Source organism: Mammaliicoccus sp. J-M40 (genome assembly GCF_022386395.1).
Taxonomy (GTDB): domain Bacteria; phylum Bacillota; class Bacilli; order Staphylococcales; family Staphylococcaceae; genus Mammaliicoccus; species Mammaliicoccus lentus.
In genome coordinates, this window is record NZ_JAJNIQ010000004.1 from 21823 (window position 1) to 37710 (window position 15888).

Sequence of the window (15888 nt, forward strand, 5' to 3'; positions counted from 1 at the left end):
ATCAATAATTTTTGAATTATAATTACTTTACTTATTAATAAGGTTTTGCAAGTTAAATAGAGGTGTTAGTTATGCTACATGATTGTAATTTGAAAATTTATCATCCGTTGAATATACAATATGAATTTAATTTAGGAATTATTGTCCTATATATAATAGAAGGAAAAGCAAGTATTTCTATTAATCATTCTAAAAATGAATATAAAAGTGGCGATGTCATTATCATAAATGATCTTGAACTTTTTGGTGTCATCACCAATAAAGATACAATCATCGCCTGTCTTACACTCTCGAGGATAGAATTAGATGAAATATATCATTTTAATAAGCGTTATTTTCTAAATCCAAATAAAATAGATAATGCTTTATTAAAGGCGCGCATGATTAAACTCATTTCTAATTATTTAAATAGGGAAGGTAGGGAGAATAGGAATGTTTTAGAAAGTATATTTGGAAGTATTAATGATGTAGCAAAATTACTCTTCGATTCAAGAGTTATTGACGATAATTACTTAAATTATGGCCGAGATAAAGTATATTCTGATATAGCGAATACTATAGATTATGTTTATAAGAATAATAAAAATAAAATAACAATAGCAGAGGTAGCCAGGACCAGCCTATATTCAAAAAGGAAACTTTCAAATAAATTAAGGCAACATACAGGTAGGAAATTTACCGATTTATTAAAAGACGTAAGATTGATTTATAGTAGTTATGAATTAATGTACACTGCTCACACTTTATCTCAAATTGCTATAGATAATGGATATAGTAATGAAAGTAGCTTTATAAAAAATTTTAGAGAGCGATACGATATTACACCGGGGAAATTTAGAAAACAAATGTATCAAGATGAATATTTTTCGTTTCGTAATGATAAGACATCTTTAATGGATGATTTTTCAATGTTACGGGAATTCATTAGAGAATCAGAAATGAGTTTAATTGTAGAGGATAATATAGAAATTGATATGAGAGATGTTCAATCATCAAATGTATTATCACCTGATTTACTTGTTTATGTTACTCATAAGGAAACTTTAACAAACCAGTATCACCAATCTAAGTTATTATGCATGCGTAGAGAATACGGTAAATATTGTTTATTGTTCTCACATGCATTACTTTGTGAATTTTACGAACTAGGTTTTGAAGATAACAAAATCATTGATCAAATATTTTCATTTTGCTTAGAAAACCAATTTGATATTTCATTTGAAATTCAATTGAATAAGCATTCTAGTTTAAATAACTTTTTAATTTATTTTGAAAGGTTATTAATTTATTTGACTGAATGTACATATTATTACGGAATGCAATCGTTTAAGTTTTATATTGATACTTCTTATCAGCAATTCAATATTATAACTGAGACAATTTCTAAATATTTAGTAGATGCAACCATGATTCTCATTTTAAACACTCGCAATGATTATTTAGCTCATCGAATGTCTCACAAATTGGACTCGCATTTTCTTATATCATATAAAATAAAAAATGAAACTGATATTAACAAGGAAATAAGCGAAAAATTTAAAGATATCCCTTCGTTCAACATTTTATACCAACCTAAATTTCCTAATAGAATTACATCACTTGTTTCAATATTTAAATGGAGTGTATTTCATAATGAAAAAGTAACGATGCTTATAAATGACATATGGATAGATAGTATGATTCCTTCTCAAAGCAGCCATTTTATGATTAAAGAAAAACAATCAAACATTGAAAGCCAAAGACAACTGTTTGAATTGATGTTAACACTGAAAAGATTAAGAGGAGAAATTGTTTATTTTAATGAGCATATATTATTAACGAATTATTTTTATGAATATCAATTACTCGTGTTTCCAAATACACATAGTTTTAAAATGATGCATCAAAGAATAAAAATGAAAAATATAGAAATAAATAGTTTTGTATGTAGGCCAAATAATATCATCATAAGCGAAAACACTAAGCTAGGTAATAATGAATTGTTAACGAACATGGATTTAGAATTGAGAGAAGTAAGTATTGTGAAAGAACCAAATAATCTAATTGTTCAATATTATTCATCACCAAGTTTTATTAAACATATCTATATAAAAATAAAATAAATTTAATTAATTAAGGTGGTTTTTATAAATGAATAAGCAAATTAATGATTTATTAAGAATGAATTATGTAAATAGCCAAGTAAAGAAGTACTTAAAAAAAGAATTTGAAATTAATATGTATCACTTGAAAATATTAAAATATATGTATAATCGTAAAGAACAATCATCTTTTACTACAGGAGAACTTAAAGCATTGCTAAATATAAATCAGACAATGTTAACGCATGTCATTTCATACTTAGAAGATTTAGATTATTATGAAAAGCAACGTGCAAAAGACGATGAGAGAAAAATACTTATAATAGTAGAAACTCGTCACAGAATAAAAATTGAAACTTTAATTCATCAAGTAACAAAAGATTTAAAAACATTATTAATTGAAAGATATGACACTATCAATATAAATCAGATAATAGAAGTTACGCTTTATATAAATGACCAATTAGTTTCAATAAAAAAAGATATTGTAGAGGGATATCGTTTAAGTATGGATCAATTAATGTTATTGATACTTATTCAACAATATCAAAATGAAGTATGCACATTGAAAGCAATAAAACTTAAATTTAATTGGGATATGGTGAAGATTAATAAAGCTGTTAAAGCATTAGTCAAACTAAACTATGTTATGAAATATAGAAATGAACAAGATGAAAGAATGGTACTTGTTTCAATAAAGAAGAGTGCTGAAGAGGAAGTAAATAAAATAATTAATAAGTTATTTATATTAAATACATTCGATTATAGAGGAAGGGATAAGGCTATGATAAAATGAAATCAATAAATACTTATTGAAGGAGATAATGTATGAATCGATTTCATTTTAAAGAAAACTTCTTCGGATCTTCTACAAAGCCCATCGACGTTTTCAATCAGTATGAAGAACCAGTTTATAAATTGAGTTTATATTATACATCAACGCATCAAGAAACTTTTGCGATTTTAGGAAGAAAAAAACATAATTTTATCATTGAATTTCAAGGTGGAAATTATTCTGTACTCCAAGAGAAAAGTTTAGAAGGTAAACTTAAAACGCCTTTTAAAACAGTATGGGAAGTTTTTAAGAACGATAAAAAAATAGGTGTTGTTGAAACTAAAATAGGTTGGAAACCTAAAATGATATTTAAAGGTATAAACAATGATGAATTAGTATTTGAATCTGGATTTATCTCTAGATCAGTAAGAGTAACAAATCAGCGAAACCAAGTTTTGATGGAAACAAAGTCTGAAAGGTTTAAAATTGCTTCGAATCATCAAATTGATATTCAAACGAATGATTATCATCCTGCTATGCTTATTATGTTATTCCAAGTATTTTTTGAATATCAAGAATATCAACGTAGTAAATCAAATTAGAATATAAAGTTAAAGGAAGATAACAATATGTTTAAATTTCTTAAAAAAAGAAAGAATGTCTCGACAGAAACGCATGTTACATCCATACCTAAACATTTAGAAGGCATGACACTTGTAGATGCTTATTATATACAAGACGATCAAGTAGCAGAATATATTAAAAATCGAGAAAGATATCGAGATGCGCTCATTTATGTATTAGGTCTCTATTTTCCTACCGTAGAAGTGATGTTTGAAGGAAGTGTTGATGGGGAGGCAGTAGTAGCTTTTGAAAATGATATCCCTATTAAATGTATTTATTTAGATCCTATGACAATTGATGATATAAGAAATTTGGAATTAACAAAACCTTTAAAAGAAGCATTACTAGAATATTGTAAATTGAATGAATAAATAATCTCTATATACGCCCTTAAAAGTTTTCATTTTTAATGTTTACTTTTAAGGGCGTATTTAAGTATAGAAATTTAAATCTTTATTTAACAAGAACCTTGACATTTATTAAAATAGTATTATAATTATATCTAGTATAAATAGTATATCGAGGTGGGAATATGAAGTTTGAATTAGGTCTTTCCTCTTTTGCAGAGTTATCTCCTGTCGATGGTACTGATAAACCTTTTACAGCATCAGAAAGAATCAATCAAATTGTAGAAGAAATTATTTTAGCTGATAAGGTAGGATTGGATATATATGGTTTAGGTGAGCATCATCGAGAAGATTATGCAGTATCTGATCCAGTATCTGTGTTAGCAGCAGCAGCTCCTCAAACAAATCGAATAAGATTATCTTCTGCCGTGACAGTCCTTTCTTCAGATGATCCAGTGAGAGTTTACCAAAGATTTGCAACTCTAGATGCATTGAGCAATGGTAGAGCTGAAATTATGGCTGGGAGAGGTTCATTTATAGAGTCATTTCCTTTGTTTGGATATGATTTGAAAGATTATGATATTTTGTATAAAGAGAAACTAGATTTATTGTTAAATATTAATGAGAATAAAACTGTTAATTGGCAAGGATCAACAAGACCATCAATTAATGGATTAGATGTTTATCCAAGAGCTGTACAAGAGAAATTACCTATTTGGTTGGCAACAGGAGGAAATCCAGAATCATCTATGAGAGCGGGGGAATTGGGCTTGCCTATTACTTATGCTATTATAGGTGGTGCGCCAAGTCGTTTTAAACGCAATGTAGCGATGTATAAAGCGATAGCTGAATCTAAAGGACATGATGTAAGTAAGTTACCTATTGCTACGCATTCTTGGGGTTATGTAGCAGAATCTGATGAAATAGCTAAACAAGAATACTATCCTTCTAGTGCTTATGTTATTAATCAATTAGGCATAGAAAGAGGATGGCCGATGTACTCAATCGAAAAATTTGAACAAGAAATTGTTCATGGCGCATTATTTGTTGGTAGTCCAGAAACAGTTGCAGCCAAAATCATTAAGCTTCATGAAGATCTTGGTATAACAAGGTTTATGCTTCATTTACCAGTAGGCTCTATGCCTCATGAAAAAGTGATGAAATCTATTAAACTATTAGGCGAAAAAGTTAAGCCAATTGTTGATGATTATATGAAAAATAAGGAGGAAATTTAGTAATGTTAAGATATTTATTAAACGTATATGTAGGTAAAGAGTTATTTAAAGCTAGTCAACCGAAAGTAAAAAACGATGACGGTATGGCTCAACAATTTGAAGAAGGATTTGGTCTTTCTAGAAACGCAATGAAATTAACTGGTGGACTTGAAGTATTAGGTTCAGCATTTCTATTCTTAAGTGCATTCAGCAAAACATTCTCAAGATTAGGATCGTTAATTATTGGATCAGTATTATCAGTAGCAGCTTATAAACACTATGAAGCGGGCCACGGTTTTAAAGGATCTAAGCATGCATTACAATTATTAGGTTTATCTGCATTAAGCTTTATCGATACACTAGGTAAGAAAAAATAATTATTAATCATAATAATGAACAGGTTGGGACTACTAAATCTTTTTAATAAAACGAGATTTCTGTCCCACACCCTATTTAAAAGTAGTAAAAATTCTTGATTCGTTAAGAGTTTTTACTACTTTTTTTGTTTGAAAACAGGTTTAACTACTATTTCTATTTTTATATTTTAAAAGTAATTATTATTAAAATATTAAGAACTTTAAAATAAAGACGATAGTAAATATTTTAGTTTCTATTCCATAAAAGTATTGATATTAAAGAGATTTATAGGATTTAATGGAAGTTAATTTCCTGTTTTTACAAATTTTGTTGAATGTTTTTAAAACTTATTATAAAATAATAAATAAATAAAAATTCATTGTGTTGAAAAGGAAAAATATGCTATAAGAAAGATAAAATGCTTAATCGACCAATTCAACAAATAGCTATTTTAACTTGGGGAGTGGTAAGCAATGGAAGCCGTACAAATTAGAAATGTAGTAGAATTAGTTACAGTTAGCAAGAAAGCCAAAGAACATTTAACAAAAATAAAAAGCCAATTTGTATTAACATTTGAAGAACTATATATATTAGTTTATATATATAAAGGTGAAAAGGATTGCTATAATGTTAAAGATATTATAAAAAATTCAAAGTTTAAGCCTTATTATATATCTAAAGCAGTTCAAAATTTAAAAGAAAAAGGTTTGATTTCTAAAAAGAGAAACGATAAGGATGAAAGAACTGTAGCAATTGAAGTCTCAAAAATACAACATCGAAAAATTAAAAATTTGCTAATGGAAATTGAAGGAGAAGTTTTATAAAAATCGAAAGTGTGCCTTATTAGGGACACTTTTTATCTTTATTAAATAAATTTTAAGGAGTTATGAAATTATGAAAGTGTTGTTATCTGTAAAGCCAAAAAGCCAGTTGTTTCCTATACCGATGGTTATGGGGTGTGAAGGTGTAGCAAGTTCAATGTTACTGAATTATTATTATAAAAAAATTGATGCTATAACTATAATGAAAGATTGGCCAACCCATATTGATAACCCTAAAAAAGGTTATGTAGGCAATCAATTTTTAATTAGCTTTTTAAGACACCAAAGTATATTTCCTAATGTTTTAGCACCTTACCTTAATAAGTTTGATGCAGATTTGGTAGACGGTACAGGTACAACACTGTATGAATTAGAGAACATATTAGCAAAAAAACATCCGGTTTTAATTTATCATACAAAATTAGGTCAATCACCTGTTTGGAAAACATTTAAAATAGGAAGAAATAATAAAAAGTTAGTTTCAAATATACATGTAACACTATTAATAGGATTTGATGAACATTTTTATTATTATATTGATCCTCTATGGAAGCAATATAATAAGCTAATATTACCAGCTTTTTGGCCTTCTAAAGCTCAAATCATTAAAATAGAAAAAAATAAGATGGCTGAAAGTTATAATAAACCAGGAAAAATGTGTATTTTTAAAAAAATATAATTAATTTCAAAATAATATGTTATAAAGTTGTAACATTTGATATGATAATGTTATCAAATCAAAAGAGGTGTAGAATATGTCTACTAAAATTAAAGTGCTTATTATAGCAATAGTAGTTGCATTTGTTGCTGTTGTAGGGATTGGTGGGGCAGCGACTTATTATTTTTTAACTAACACCCCAAAGAATACATATTTATTAAGTGAGCAAAAGTCAGCAAGTTTATGGAAAGATTATTTTAATGACAGATTTGAAAATGAATCTAAGTTTCAAGACAAAATGAAAGATGAGTCTTATGAAATGTCTTATAAACTGGGAGTTGAAGTTCCGGATAGTCTATTATCACAAATTGGGCTACCAAAATCAGTTATAGATTCAACTAATCTTATATTTAATGTAGGACATGATCCAAAAAAGAAAAACTCTAAATTAGGTATTGAACCAACAATTGCAGATAATAAAATTGGTAATTTCCAGTGGAGTGCTGATAAAAACAATCAGTATTTAGAAACACCGTTATTTGATAGTATTTATAAAGTGAAAAATGATGAAATTAAAAAAGGTATTGAAAAAGCAACTGGAGAATCACTTGATCAAGGTGAAAGTAATAATGTTACAAATGATTCATTAAACTTAAATACAATTTTATCAAGTTCTCAAGTTTCACAAGACCAAATAGATAAAATATCTAAACGATATAGTGATCTTATCGTAGATCAATTAGATGACGATAACTTTAAAAAAGATAAAGAAAAAGTTAAAATCTTTGGTGACGAAAAGAAACTAAAGAAAGTTACGATGAATTTAAGCTCTAAAGATACTAAAAAAATCACTGTTTCAGTATTAGAACAAGCGAAAAAGGATAAAGACATCAAAGAAATTGTTGAAAAACAAGGTAATGTTAAAGAATATAATAAAGAGATTGATGATTTATTAAAAGAAGCAAAAGACGAAGATGAGTCTAATTATCCAAAAGTGAAGTCAATTATATTTGTAGATGGAAAAGAAATCTTAAAGCGTGACTTAACAATCACTAATAAAGATGACGAACAAGTTAAATTAACAGGAGCAAACGTTATTGATGATGGCGTTCAAGTTGATTACAAACTATCAGTTCCTGACAACGAAGATGTAATAACATTAAAAGGTAAATCTACTGATGGTGATAACATTAGTGATAAATACAAACTTAATGTAAAAGAAAATGAATATAGCAATACTATGGTTCAATTAGATAATAAATCTAAAGTTGATGGAGATAAACGTACTGATAAAGGTACAGTAACTTTAACACCTTCAACTGGTAGCAAATTTGATTTAAATTATGAAAATAATTTAACAACTGATGTTAAAAATAATGAGCAAAAACAAAAATTTAATATAAGTTTTGAACAAAATGGTGAGCCAATTAAATTAATGATTGATGGCAAAACTGAATTGAAGAAAGATATTAAATTCAAAAAAGACGGCGCAGTAGACTTTAATACTTTATCATCTTCAGAAGTAGATGATATTGGCGACGAAGTTCAAGACAAATTTGAAGATATCGTAAAAGATGTAACAAACGATATTAATTAATATGGAAGGAGTGGTTATATGTCGACTTTAAAATTGTTCAACATATACCACTCTTTTTTAATTAAAAAGTGGTATTTGCTTGTATATATTTTATTATTATTTATCGCATTGCTTGGTTTAATGATAGGGATTCAACATTTTAACCAAAAAGACGACAGCTTTACAATTGGTATCGTAGATAAAGATCAATCTAAAGAAACAAAGTTAATATTAAATGCTGTTGGTGATGGACAATCACTTGGAGATAATCTTAATATTGAGCATTATAATGAACAACAAGCAGCAAAATTATTAAAAAGTAAAAAAATAGATGGTTATTTCTTATTTAAAGAAGGCATGACAAAAGCTTTTTATAAAAATGGAGAACTTCCAATTGTTGTTAATACATATGACACGCAGTCCATCGAAAGCATAGTTATTATGCAATTAACAGATTCTGTATATAGTAGATTAATGTTATCGATGGGAGGAGCACTATCATATACACATGTATATGAAGATGCTTCTGATGAAGAATTGCTTACTATGATGACTGATATGTTATTTACAGGATTAAATAGAAATGGTTCTTTCGAAGAAGAACCAGTAAAAGTATACGATACAGCAAGTTATTATATTGTAGCATTTTACTTTGTATCCATTTTTTTCTTTTTCTTTTCTATATTCAGCATATTAAAAATGAACCAAAAAAATGCCTTAAAGGAAAGACTTAGTATGTTTCATTTCTCTTATGAAAAATTAACTATTGTGAGAGGGTTATTCAGCTTAATTTATACAGCTATATGGAGTTGCTTTGGTTTATGGTTGATTCTAAAATTTTTGAATCCTGATTTTGAAATGTATAACTGGCCAACTTTATTAATATATATTGTATATTATCTTTTTGCATTGACGGCTATATTTATTTTTATTGATATAACAGCAAGACAAGCATTTAATTATGTTTGGAAAATTGTTTTGACTGTCGTTATACTAATATTTTCTGGGGCAACGATTCCTGTTGTTTATTTAAAAGGGCTGTTTAATAATATTATAGATATGTCGCCTTTTACTATTGTCATGAATCAATTATTAGAATTAATACTTAACAATTATATATTAAATGTACACCCTATGTTTTATTGGAATATATTAATAGTTATGTGTTTATTGGTTATTTCTTTAGTTTGGAGGTATCGCCAATGAAACCTATATTCAATTTAGTCGTATTAAAACAATGGGTACAATATATCATTTTAATACTTTTTATTATTTTAACTGTAAGTGTAGTTTTTATGGTTGAAGCTTCTTCAAATAAAGTATTTAAAGTCCCTATAGCGATTCAAGATATGGATCAATCTAATGAATCTAAAAATTTAATTCATACTTTGGAACATACTAAATATTTGGAAGTAATTAAATTACAAAAAGATGAAGCTTATATTGAAGATGTTATTCAAAAAAAGCAAGCTATAGTGAGTATGCAAATACCTGAAGGTTTTAACAAAAAGCTATCTAATAATAATTTAAGAGATGCAATACCTTTATATTATAAAGATGATTTTATTGGTGAGATTGCATTAGAAGTAACTAGTAAAGCACTATATGAACAACAAATTCCAATTATTATTCAAAAACATTTAGACAAATCAGGACAGAATGTAAGTCTAGAAACAATCAAAAAAGAATATAAAAAAGATACGCCAAACTCTAAAATGGAACAACATGCTGTAAATAAAAATTCCGACGTTTCTATAAGCGCAGGATTAATTATTGCATTATTATTAGTTATCAGTACAAGCCAGATTGTGTTACATCAAAGGTTGAAGCAAAATGCAGCTCTAGAAAGATTACTAATGTTTAATAACACTAAAATGAAACTATATTTGACATATATTTTAACACATACTTTATTATTATTTTTTATCATTTTCATAATAGGATTATGTTTATCATGGTCATTAAGTTTCAAATTTTACTTGATAACGTTTTTAATATTGCTAATCTATGAATTTGGACTTTCGGTATTATTATTCAAAATAAATACATTAAGTCATAAAATATTTATGGCTTTATTATGGGCAATAGCTATAAATATTGTATATGTATTTATACAAATATAGGTGGTGTATTGATGATTAAGATTAAAAACCTCAATAAAAATTATAAAAATAAACATATATTTAGCGATTTTAGTACAGAATTCAACGATAAGACATTAACTGTTTTACTAGGTGAAAATGGTGCTGGTAAATCTACTTTGCTGAGAATGATTGCTTCCCTTGAACAACCTACTAGTGGTGATATATTTTATTTTGGAAAAAAATTAAATAATCGACAAATAAAAAATAAAATAGGTTATATACCTCAAGACATTGCTTTGTTTGAACATATGACTGTTAATGAAAACATTAAATTCTTTAAAGCTTTGTATAAAAAGTCAATTACTGATGAACAAATAACAACTTACTGTGAAAAATTAAATTTGACTGAAAGACAGTCGAAAGTTTCTTCTTTATCAGGTGGAACTAAAAGAAAAGTCAATTTGTTAATTGGGTTGTTAGGTAATCCAAATATATTAATTTTAGATGAGCCGACTGTCGGTATAGATTTAAAATCAAGATATGACATACATCACTTATTAAATAGTCTAAAGTCATCATGCTTAATTATTTTAACAACACACCATTTAGACGAAGTAGAATCATTAGCAGATGAAATTAAATTAATTGGCAAAGATCCTTTCTATAGAAATGTACTTGAGGAAAAAGGTTGGCAATTTGAAGATAGCTTAGAAGAGCTAAATAACGCATAATAAATCAAGCTTTGTAAATGCAACGGATATAAATTAGTTAGAACTTTTTGATTTTAGTTTTTATATAAAATCAGAATTTTTAAAATACTAATTATCTTGTTGCATTTACTTTTTTTTACGTGTATTCTTATTTAGTATATCGGAATTAAAAGAATTAGGAGGAAAACTAAATGGAAACATTATGGGTAATCATAAATATTGTTGTTTTCTTAATATTTATAGGGGTATTAGCCTACTTAAGTAAAAAACACGTGAAGTTTTCTAAGCGTGTATTAATAGGTTTAGGCATCGGGATATTATTAGGTTTAGTATTACATTTGATTTATGGCGTAGATTCTAAAGTGACAGAAAATACAGCTTCGTGGCTAGATGTAATCGGTACTGGTTACATTAAACTACTACAAATGATTGTAATGCCATTAATATTCATTTCAATCGTTTCTGCTTTTACGAAAATAGCTATAGGACAAAATTTTGCTAAAGTTGGTGCATGGATATTTACGTTCTTAATAGGTACCGTTGCAGTTGCAGCTTTAGTTGGCGTTATATATGCAATGATATTTAATTTAGATGCATCACAAATAGACATGGGTGATGTTGAAAATAGTCGAGGACAAGAAATTCAACAAACATCGGACGATATGGAAGCAAACAATTTACCAAGCCAAATTATAGAGCTATTGCCAGCTAATCCATTTTTAGACTTCACAGGTGCTAGAGGCACTTCTACAATAGCTGTTGTAATATTTGCTGGTTTCGTTGGATTTAGCTTTTTACGTGTGATGAGAAAAGAACCGGAAAAAGGTAACTTACTTAAAAGAGGTGTCGATGCTATTTACGCTTTAGTAATGGGTATCGTGACATTTGTATTAAGATTAACTCCATATGGTATTTTAGCTATTATGACAAAAACAGTTATGACAAGTAATTTTGAAGCGGTTTGGACGTTAGGAAAATTTGTATTAGCTTCTTACGCTGCTTTAATAACGATGTTTATTATTCACTTAATTCTAGTAACAGTAGTTGGTTTAAATCCTTCTACTTATGTTAAAAAAACAGGCGAAACATTATTATTTGCATTTACATCTAGATCAAGTGCAGGTACATTACCATTAAACGTGCAAACGCAAACTCAACGTTTAGGTGTACCTGAAGGCGTAGCAAACTTTGCTGGTTCATTCGGGTTATCAATAGGACAGAATGGTTGTGCAGGTATTTATCCAGCGATGCTCGCAATTATGATTGCGCCAAGTGCAGGTGTAGATATAGACTTACCGTTCATATTGTCAGTAATTGGCGTCGTTGTAATCAGTTCATTTGGTGTAGCCGGTGTAGGTGGAGGCGCAACATTTGCGGCAATTCTCGTATTATCTACATTAAATTTACCTATTGCATTAGCAGGGGTTTTAATTTCAGTAGAGCCATTAATTGACATGGGTAGAACAGCTTTAAACGTTAATGATTCTATGCTAGCAGGAACAGCGACAGCTAAACTAACTGGTCAATTAGATGAAGATAAATATAATGATCAAGACTTTGATGAACTAGGTGAATCATATTAAATCATTAAAATGAGAAATAATAGTGTTCTCAATTTATTCATTTAGTGCTAATTTAATTTTTGGGCTGGGGCATAAATACATGTCTCAGCCTTATTCATTATAATGACAGTAGTTGACAAGGTGGGACTACGAAATCTTTTTAATAAAATGAGATTTCTATCCCACTCTCTTTTGTGCTTAAAAACTTATCTATACAGTCGGATATGTATTGAAAGCATATTATGACAGTGATAAAGTGATACTAAGGAGCGTGAAAACGATGAGCAGAGATTTATTTATTAAAACAGAGTTTCAACAGAAATGGATTAATAAAATTGAAAATCATAAAGAGGCTTTACAAAAACATGCTGAAGAAAATGATTTACACTCAAAATTTCCTTATGAAAATATTAATTGGTTGATTAAAGAAGGTTACACAAAAACAGTATTGCCAAAATCGTATGGTGGAGAGGGTGCGACACCTGAAGATGTTATTATATTACAAGAAACTTTAGGCAAAATTGATGGTGCAACAGCTTTATCGATAGGATGGCATATGGGTGTCGTTGGCCAAATATATTCAGAAAATTTATGGGATAAAGAAATCATGGATGAATTTGCTGAAGAAGTTCTAAATGGTGCAATCTTTAACAGGGCGGTTAGTGAAGCAGATACGGGAAGTCCAACTCGTGGTGCTAGACCAAGTACAAATGCTAAATTAGTAGGTGATGAGTATATTATAAATGGTGTGAAAACTTTTACGACAATGAGCCAAAGATTGACTCACTTTTTAGTCGGAGCTTTTATCCCTGAAAAAGAAGCTCTAGGATTTTTCTTAATACCTAGGGAAACTGAAGGATTAACAATTGCAGAAAATTGGAACATGGTAGGTATGCGTGCTACAGAAAGCCATGATCTAGTATTAGACGATGTGAAAATAGATAAAAAGTATTTAGTAGAAGTATCTAAAGGTCCACGTGGCGCCGTACCAAATCCTTGGAACCTTCATATACCAGCTGTTTATTTAGGAATTGCACAGGCTGCACGTGATTATGCTGTTGATTTTGCAAACGAGTATAGTCCAGGTAGCATAGAAGGTGTTATTGCTGATATACCAGCAGTTGAGCAAAATATAGGAAACATGGAATTAGAGCTTACAACAGCACGCCATTATATTTATAGTGTAATCGATAAATATCAAAATCCACCTATAACAAACGCACGAATTAATGAAGAAATAGGTGCAGCAAAGCATGTTGTCGTTAATCACGCAATTAAAATTATTGATAGCGCCATGAGAATTGTTGGCGCCAAAAGTTTAGAGATGGAACGCCCATTGCAAAGATATTATAGAGATATTAGAGCTGGCCTTCATAATCCGCCAATGGATGATATTACTATTAAAAAGTTAGCTAAACAAGCACGAGAAGAAAGAACAAAATAAGAGAAGAAAATTTAACGCTCAACTCCATTTAATCTATTTAAGGAGATGAGCGTTATTGGTATTTTATGTTTATAAAGCTTTATTAACTTTATACTTTTTACGTTTTTTGCGTCTAGGTTTCATACCAATCGACATATAAAGTACTACTGTTAAAATGATAATCATACCGATTAATTGCCATAATCCAAATGAAACTTTTAACCAAATAACTGAAGAGATAACTGCAGTAACAGGTTCCATCACACCAAATAATGCTGTAGTTTGAGGACTTATGTATTTAACACTTTCTAGATACATCCAAAAAGCAAACATTGTTCCAAAAGTGATGACAAAAATAAAATATAAAACGCCTTTTAAATCGAGTAAATGCCAAGGAAATGAAAAGTCTAAATTAATGATAGATAAAGCTATACCGCCAATAAACATGGACCAACCGATAACTACTAGCGAAGGCCAATTAATGAATAATTTAGTAGCATAAACTGTATAAAAAGCTGCTGCACATGCAGTTAATAATCCCCAAACAACTGCATTACTTGGAACAGAAAGGGTAGAAAAATTACCATTAGTCAATAATAAACTTGTTCCAAATAATGAACATAAAATAATCGTAATATCTGCAATTCTAAATTTACTTTTTCTAGTTAGCAGTAAATAAATAAGAATGACTACAGGAGCTAGAAATTGTAATAATGTTGCCACAGCTACGTTACCTTTGTCTATCGTTGCCATAAATGTATATTGGACGCCTAACATACCAAATAAAGCATAGATAATAAGCTGAAATAATGAATGTTTTACTTTAAATATATGCATTAAAGGTTGTCGTTGAATAAGTTTAGCTATTAATAACAAGAAGAAACCACTCAGTGTTAAACGAACAGCTACAAACAATGAAACAGGTAAATGATAATCTGTAAATAATTTTTCTGTAACTGTTCCACCTATACCCCAGAAAGAAGCACCAAATAAGACAAGTAAAGTGCCTTTTAGCTGTTCATTTTTCAATATAAATCCCTCAATTCTAATCTTTTATAATTATTTTATTGTATCATTTGAAATTTAAACCAACAATATTCAAATAACTTTTACTTGCTTTTTTAACTTAGGCGTTCTTATAATGTACATAATCATTCTAAAGAGAGGTAGTTAAATGAAATATGTTTACATGTCGATCGGGATACTTGCAACTGCGCTCGGGTTTTTAGGCGCTGTATTGCCTTTACTACCAACTACTCCTTTTATTTTATTAGCAGTTTTTTGTTTCGCAAAAAGCTCTGAACGTTTTCATAAATGGCTTATAAATACTAAAGTATATAAAGAATATGTTGAAGATTTTCAAAAATATAGAGGATATACATTGAAAAAGAAATTCGAATTACTTATTAGTGTATATATTGTGGTTGGTTTTTCTATATGGATGGTTGATAACTTTTATATCAGAATAGGGTTATGTATAATGTTATTCTTCCAAACAGTAGTCTTATTCACTTTGGTGAAAACATTACCTGCCAAAAATAAATAAATTTTTAAACTACCTTTTTGTAAGGTAGTTTTTTTTATTTATTTAAAAATTCTTATTGATATATTTTGGAAAACAATATATAATTGCTTTATTGCAAATGATAATCGTTA

Annotated in this window: 16 protein-coding genes; 15 read left to right on the forward strand and 1 reads right to left on the reverse strand. The window is 28.7% G+C overall.

Translation table 11 applies throughout. The features are described from left to right. The first annotated feature begins 71 nt into the window (after positions 1–71). From LQ688_RS06305 to LQ688_RS06370, 14 genes are all read left to right on the forward strand, one after another. Positions 72–2102 (forward strand): helix-turn-helix transcriptional regulator, encoded by a 2031-nt coding sequence (locus LQ688_RS06305; RefSeq protein ID WP_103268994.1) that lies wholly within the window; start codon positions 72–74, stop codon positions 2100–2102. Between the two features lie 28 nt (positions 2103–2130). Beyond that, positions 2131–2877: a transcriptional regulator, SarA/Rot family gene (locus LQ688_RS06310; RefSeq protein ID WP_239724974.1), complete on the forward strand. Its 747-nt coding sequence runs from the start codon at positions 2131–2133 to the stop codon at positions 2875–2877. 32 nt (positions 2878–2909) lie between these two features. Further along, positions 2910–3458 carry a tubby C-terminal domain-like protein gene (locus tag LQ688_RS06315; protein WP_103268992.1) on the forward strand — a complete coding sequence of 183 codons (549 nt, stop codon included), beginning with the start codon at positions 2910–2912 and terminating at the stop codon, positions 3456–3458. A gap of 27 nt (positions 3459–3485) precedes the next feature. Further along, positions 3486–3851, forward strand: coding sequence for a hypothetical protein (locus LQ688_RS06320; RefSeq protein WP_239752692.1), 366 nt, complete (start codon positions 3486–3488; stop codon positions 3849–3851). Positions 3852–4012: 161 nt separating this feature from the next. Further along, positions 4013–5062, forward strand: coding sequence for an LLM class flavin-dependent oxidoreductase (locus tag LQ688_RS06325; RefSeq protein ID WP_218707167.1), 1050 nt, complete (start codon positions 4013–4015; stop codon positions 5060–5062). Between the two features lie 2 nt (positions 5063–5064). Beyond that, positions 5065–5418, forward strand: coding sequence for a hypothetical protein (locus tag LQ688_RS06330; RefSeq protein WP_017000924.1), 354 nt, complete (start codon positions 5065–5067; stop codon positions 5416–5418). Positions 5419–5871: 453 nt separating this feature from the next. Then, the gene (locus tag LQ688_RS06335) at positions 5872–6222 is read left to right on the forward strand and encodes a transcriptional regulator, SarA/Rot family (protein WP_017000925.1); all 351 of its coding nucleotides are present in this window, start codon (positions 5872–5874) and stop codon (positions 6220–6222) included. A gap of 70 nt (positions 6223–6292) precedes the next feature. Beyond that, positions 6293–6898, forward strand: coding sequence for a C39 family peptidase (locus tag LQ688_RS06340; protein WP_239724209.1), 606 nt, complete (start codon positions 6293–6295; stop codon positions 6896–6898). A 76-nt stretch (positions 6899–6974) separates the two neighbouring features. Then, positions 6975–8474 carry a DUF6583 family protein gene (locus tag LQ688_RS06345; protein ID WP_239724207.1) on the forward strand — a complete coding sequence of 500 codons (1500 nt, stop codon included), beginning with the start codon at positions 6975–6977 and terminating at the stop codon, positions 8472–8474. An 18-nt stretch (positions 8475–8492) separates the two neighbouring features. Then, positions 8493–9659, forward strand: a complete 1167-nt coding sequence (locus LQ688_RS06350) for an ABC transporter permease (RefSeq protein WP_103268988.1) — start codon at positions 8493–8495, stop codon at positions 9657–9659. Then, positions 9656–10576 (forward strand): ABC transporter permease, encoded by a 921-nt coding sequence (locus tag LQ688_RS06355; RefSeq protein WP_147641181.1) that lies wholly within the window; start codon positions 9656–9658, stop codon positions 10574–10576. Before LQ688_RS06350 ends, LQ688_RS06355 begins: the two co-directional genes overlap by 4 nt. An 11-nt stretch (positions 10577–10587) precedes the next feature. Continuing rightward, positions 10588–11268 carry an ABC transporter ATP-binding protein gene (locus LQ688_RS06360; RefSeq protein ID WP_017000931.1) on the forward strand — a complete coding sequence of 227 codons (681 nt, stop codon included), beginning with the start codon at positions 10588–10590 and terminating at the stop codon, positions 11266–11268. Positions 11269–11438: 170 nt separating this feature from the next. After that, positions 11439–12830, forward strand: coding sequence for an L-cystine transporter (locus LQ688_RS06365; protein ID WP_064204602.1), 1392 nt, complete (start codon positions 11439–11441; stop codon positions 12828–12830). 259 nt (positions 12831–13089) lie between these two features. Then, positions 13090–14253, forward strand: coding sequence for an acyl-CoA dehydrogenase family protein (locus LQ688_RS06370; protein ID WP_239724205.1), 1164 nt, complete (start codon positions 13090–13092; stop codon positions 14251–14253). A 69-nt stretch (positions 14254–14322) separates the two neighbouring features. Here the strand turns inward: LQ688_RS06370 and LQ688_RS06375 are convergent, their stop codons facing one another. Next, positions 14323–15261: an EamA family transporter gene (locus tag LQ688_RS06375; RefSeq protein ID WP_082892494.1), complete on the reverse strand. Its 939-nt coding sequence runs from the start codon at positions 15259–15261 to the stop codon at positions 14323–14325. A 145-nt stretch (positions 15262–15406) separates the two neighbouring features. On the opposite strand from LQ688_RS06375, the gene LQ688_RS06380 reads away from it, so the two are divergent. Next, entirely contained in the window at positions 15407–15778 is a 372-nt protein-coding gene (locus LQ688_RS06380) for a YbaN family protein (protein ID WP_017000934.1), read from the forward strand. The last annotated feature ends 110 nt before the right edge of the window (positions 15779–15888 follow it).

What these genes read in the sequence shown, in the direction of transcription:
- LQ688_RS06305 (WP_103268994.1), top strand. Translation starts at nt 72, where the DNA reads ATGCTACATGATTGTAATTTGAAAATTTATCATCCGTTGAATATACAA.
- LQ688_RS06310 (WP_239724974.1), top strand. Translation starts at nt 2,131, where the DNA reads ATGAATAAGCAAATTAATGATTTATTAAGAATGAATTATGTAAATAGC.
- LQ688_RS06315 (WP_103268992.1), top strand. Translation starts at nt 2,910, where the DNA reads ATGAATCGATTTCATTTTAAAGAAAACTTCTTCGGATCTTCTACAAAG.
- LQ688_RS06320 (WP_239752692.1), top strand. Translation starts at nt 3,486, where the DNA reads ATGTTTAAATTTCTTAAAAAAAGAAAGAATGTCTCGACAGAAACGCAT.
- LQ688_RS06325 (WP_218707167.1), top strand. Translation starts at nt 4,013, where the DNA reads ATGAAGTTTGAATTAGGTCTTTCCTCTTTTGCAGAGTTATCTCCTGTC.
- LQ688_RS06330 (WP_017000924.1), top strand. Translation starts at nt 5,065, where the DNA reads ATGTTAAGATATTTATTAAACGTATATGTAGGTAAAGAGTTATTTAAA.
- LQ688_RS06335 (WP_017000925.1), top strand. Translation starts at nt 5,872, where the DNA reads ATGGAAGCCGTACAAATTAGAAATGTAGTAGAATTAGTTACAGTTAGC.
- LQ688_RS06340 (WP_239724209.1), top strand. Translation starts at nt 6,293, where the DNA reads ATGAAAGTGTTGTTATCTGTAAAGCCAAAAAGCCAGTTGTTTCCTATA.
- LQ688_RS06345 (WP_239724207.1), top strand. Translation starts at nt 6,975, where the DNA reads ATGTCTACTAAAATTAAAGTGCTTATTATAGCAATAGTAGTTGCATTT.
- LQ688_RS06350 (WP_103268988.1), top strand. Translation starts at nt 8,493, where the DNA reads ATGTCGACTTTAAAATTGTTCAACATATACCACTCTTTTTTAATTAAA.
- LQ688_RS06355 (WP_147641181.1), top strand. Translation starts at nt 9,656, where the DNA reads ATGAAACCTATATTCAATTTAGTCGTATTAAAACAATGGGTACAATAT.
- LQ688_RS06360 (WP_017000931.1), top strand. Translation starts at nt 10,588, where the DNA reads ATGATTAAGATTAAAAACCTCAATAAAAATTATAAAAATAAACATATA.
- LQ688_RS06365 (WP_064204602.1), top strand. Translation starts at nt 11,439, where the DNA reads ATGGAAACATTATGGGTAATCATAAATATTGTTGTTTTCTTAATATTT.
- LQ688_RS06370 (WP_239724205.1), top strand. Translation starts at nt 13,090, where the DNA reads ATGAGCAGAGATTTATTTATTAAAACAGAGTTTCAACAGAAATGGATT.
- LQ688_RS06380 (WP_017000934.1), top strand. Translation starts at nt 15,407, where the DNA reads ATGAAATATGTTTACATGTCGATCGGGATACTTGCAACTGCGCTCGGG.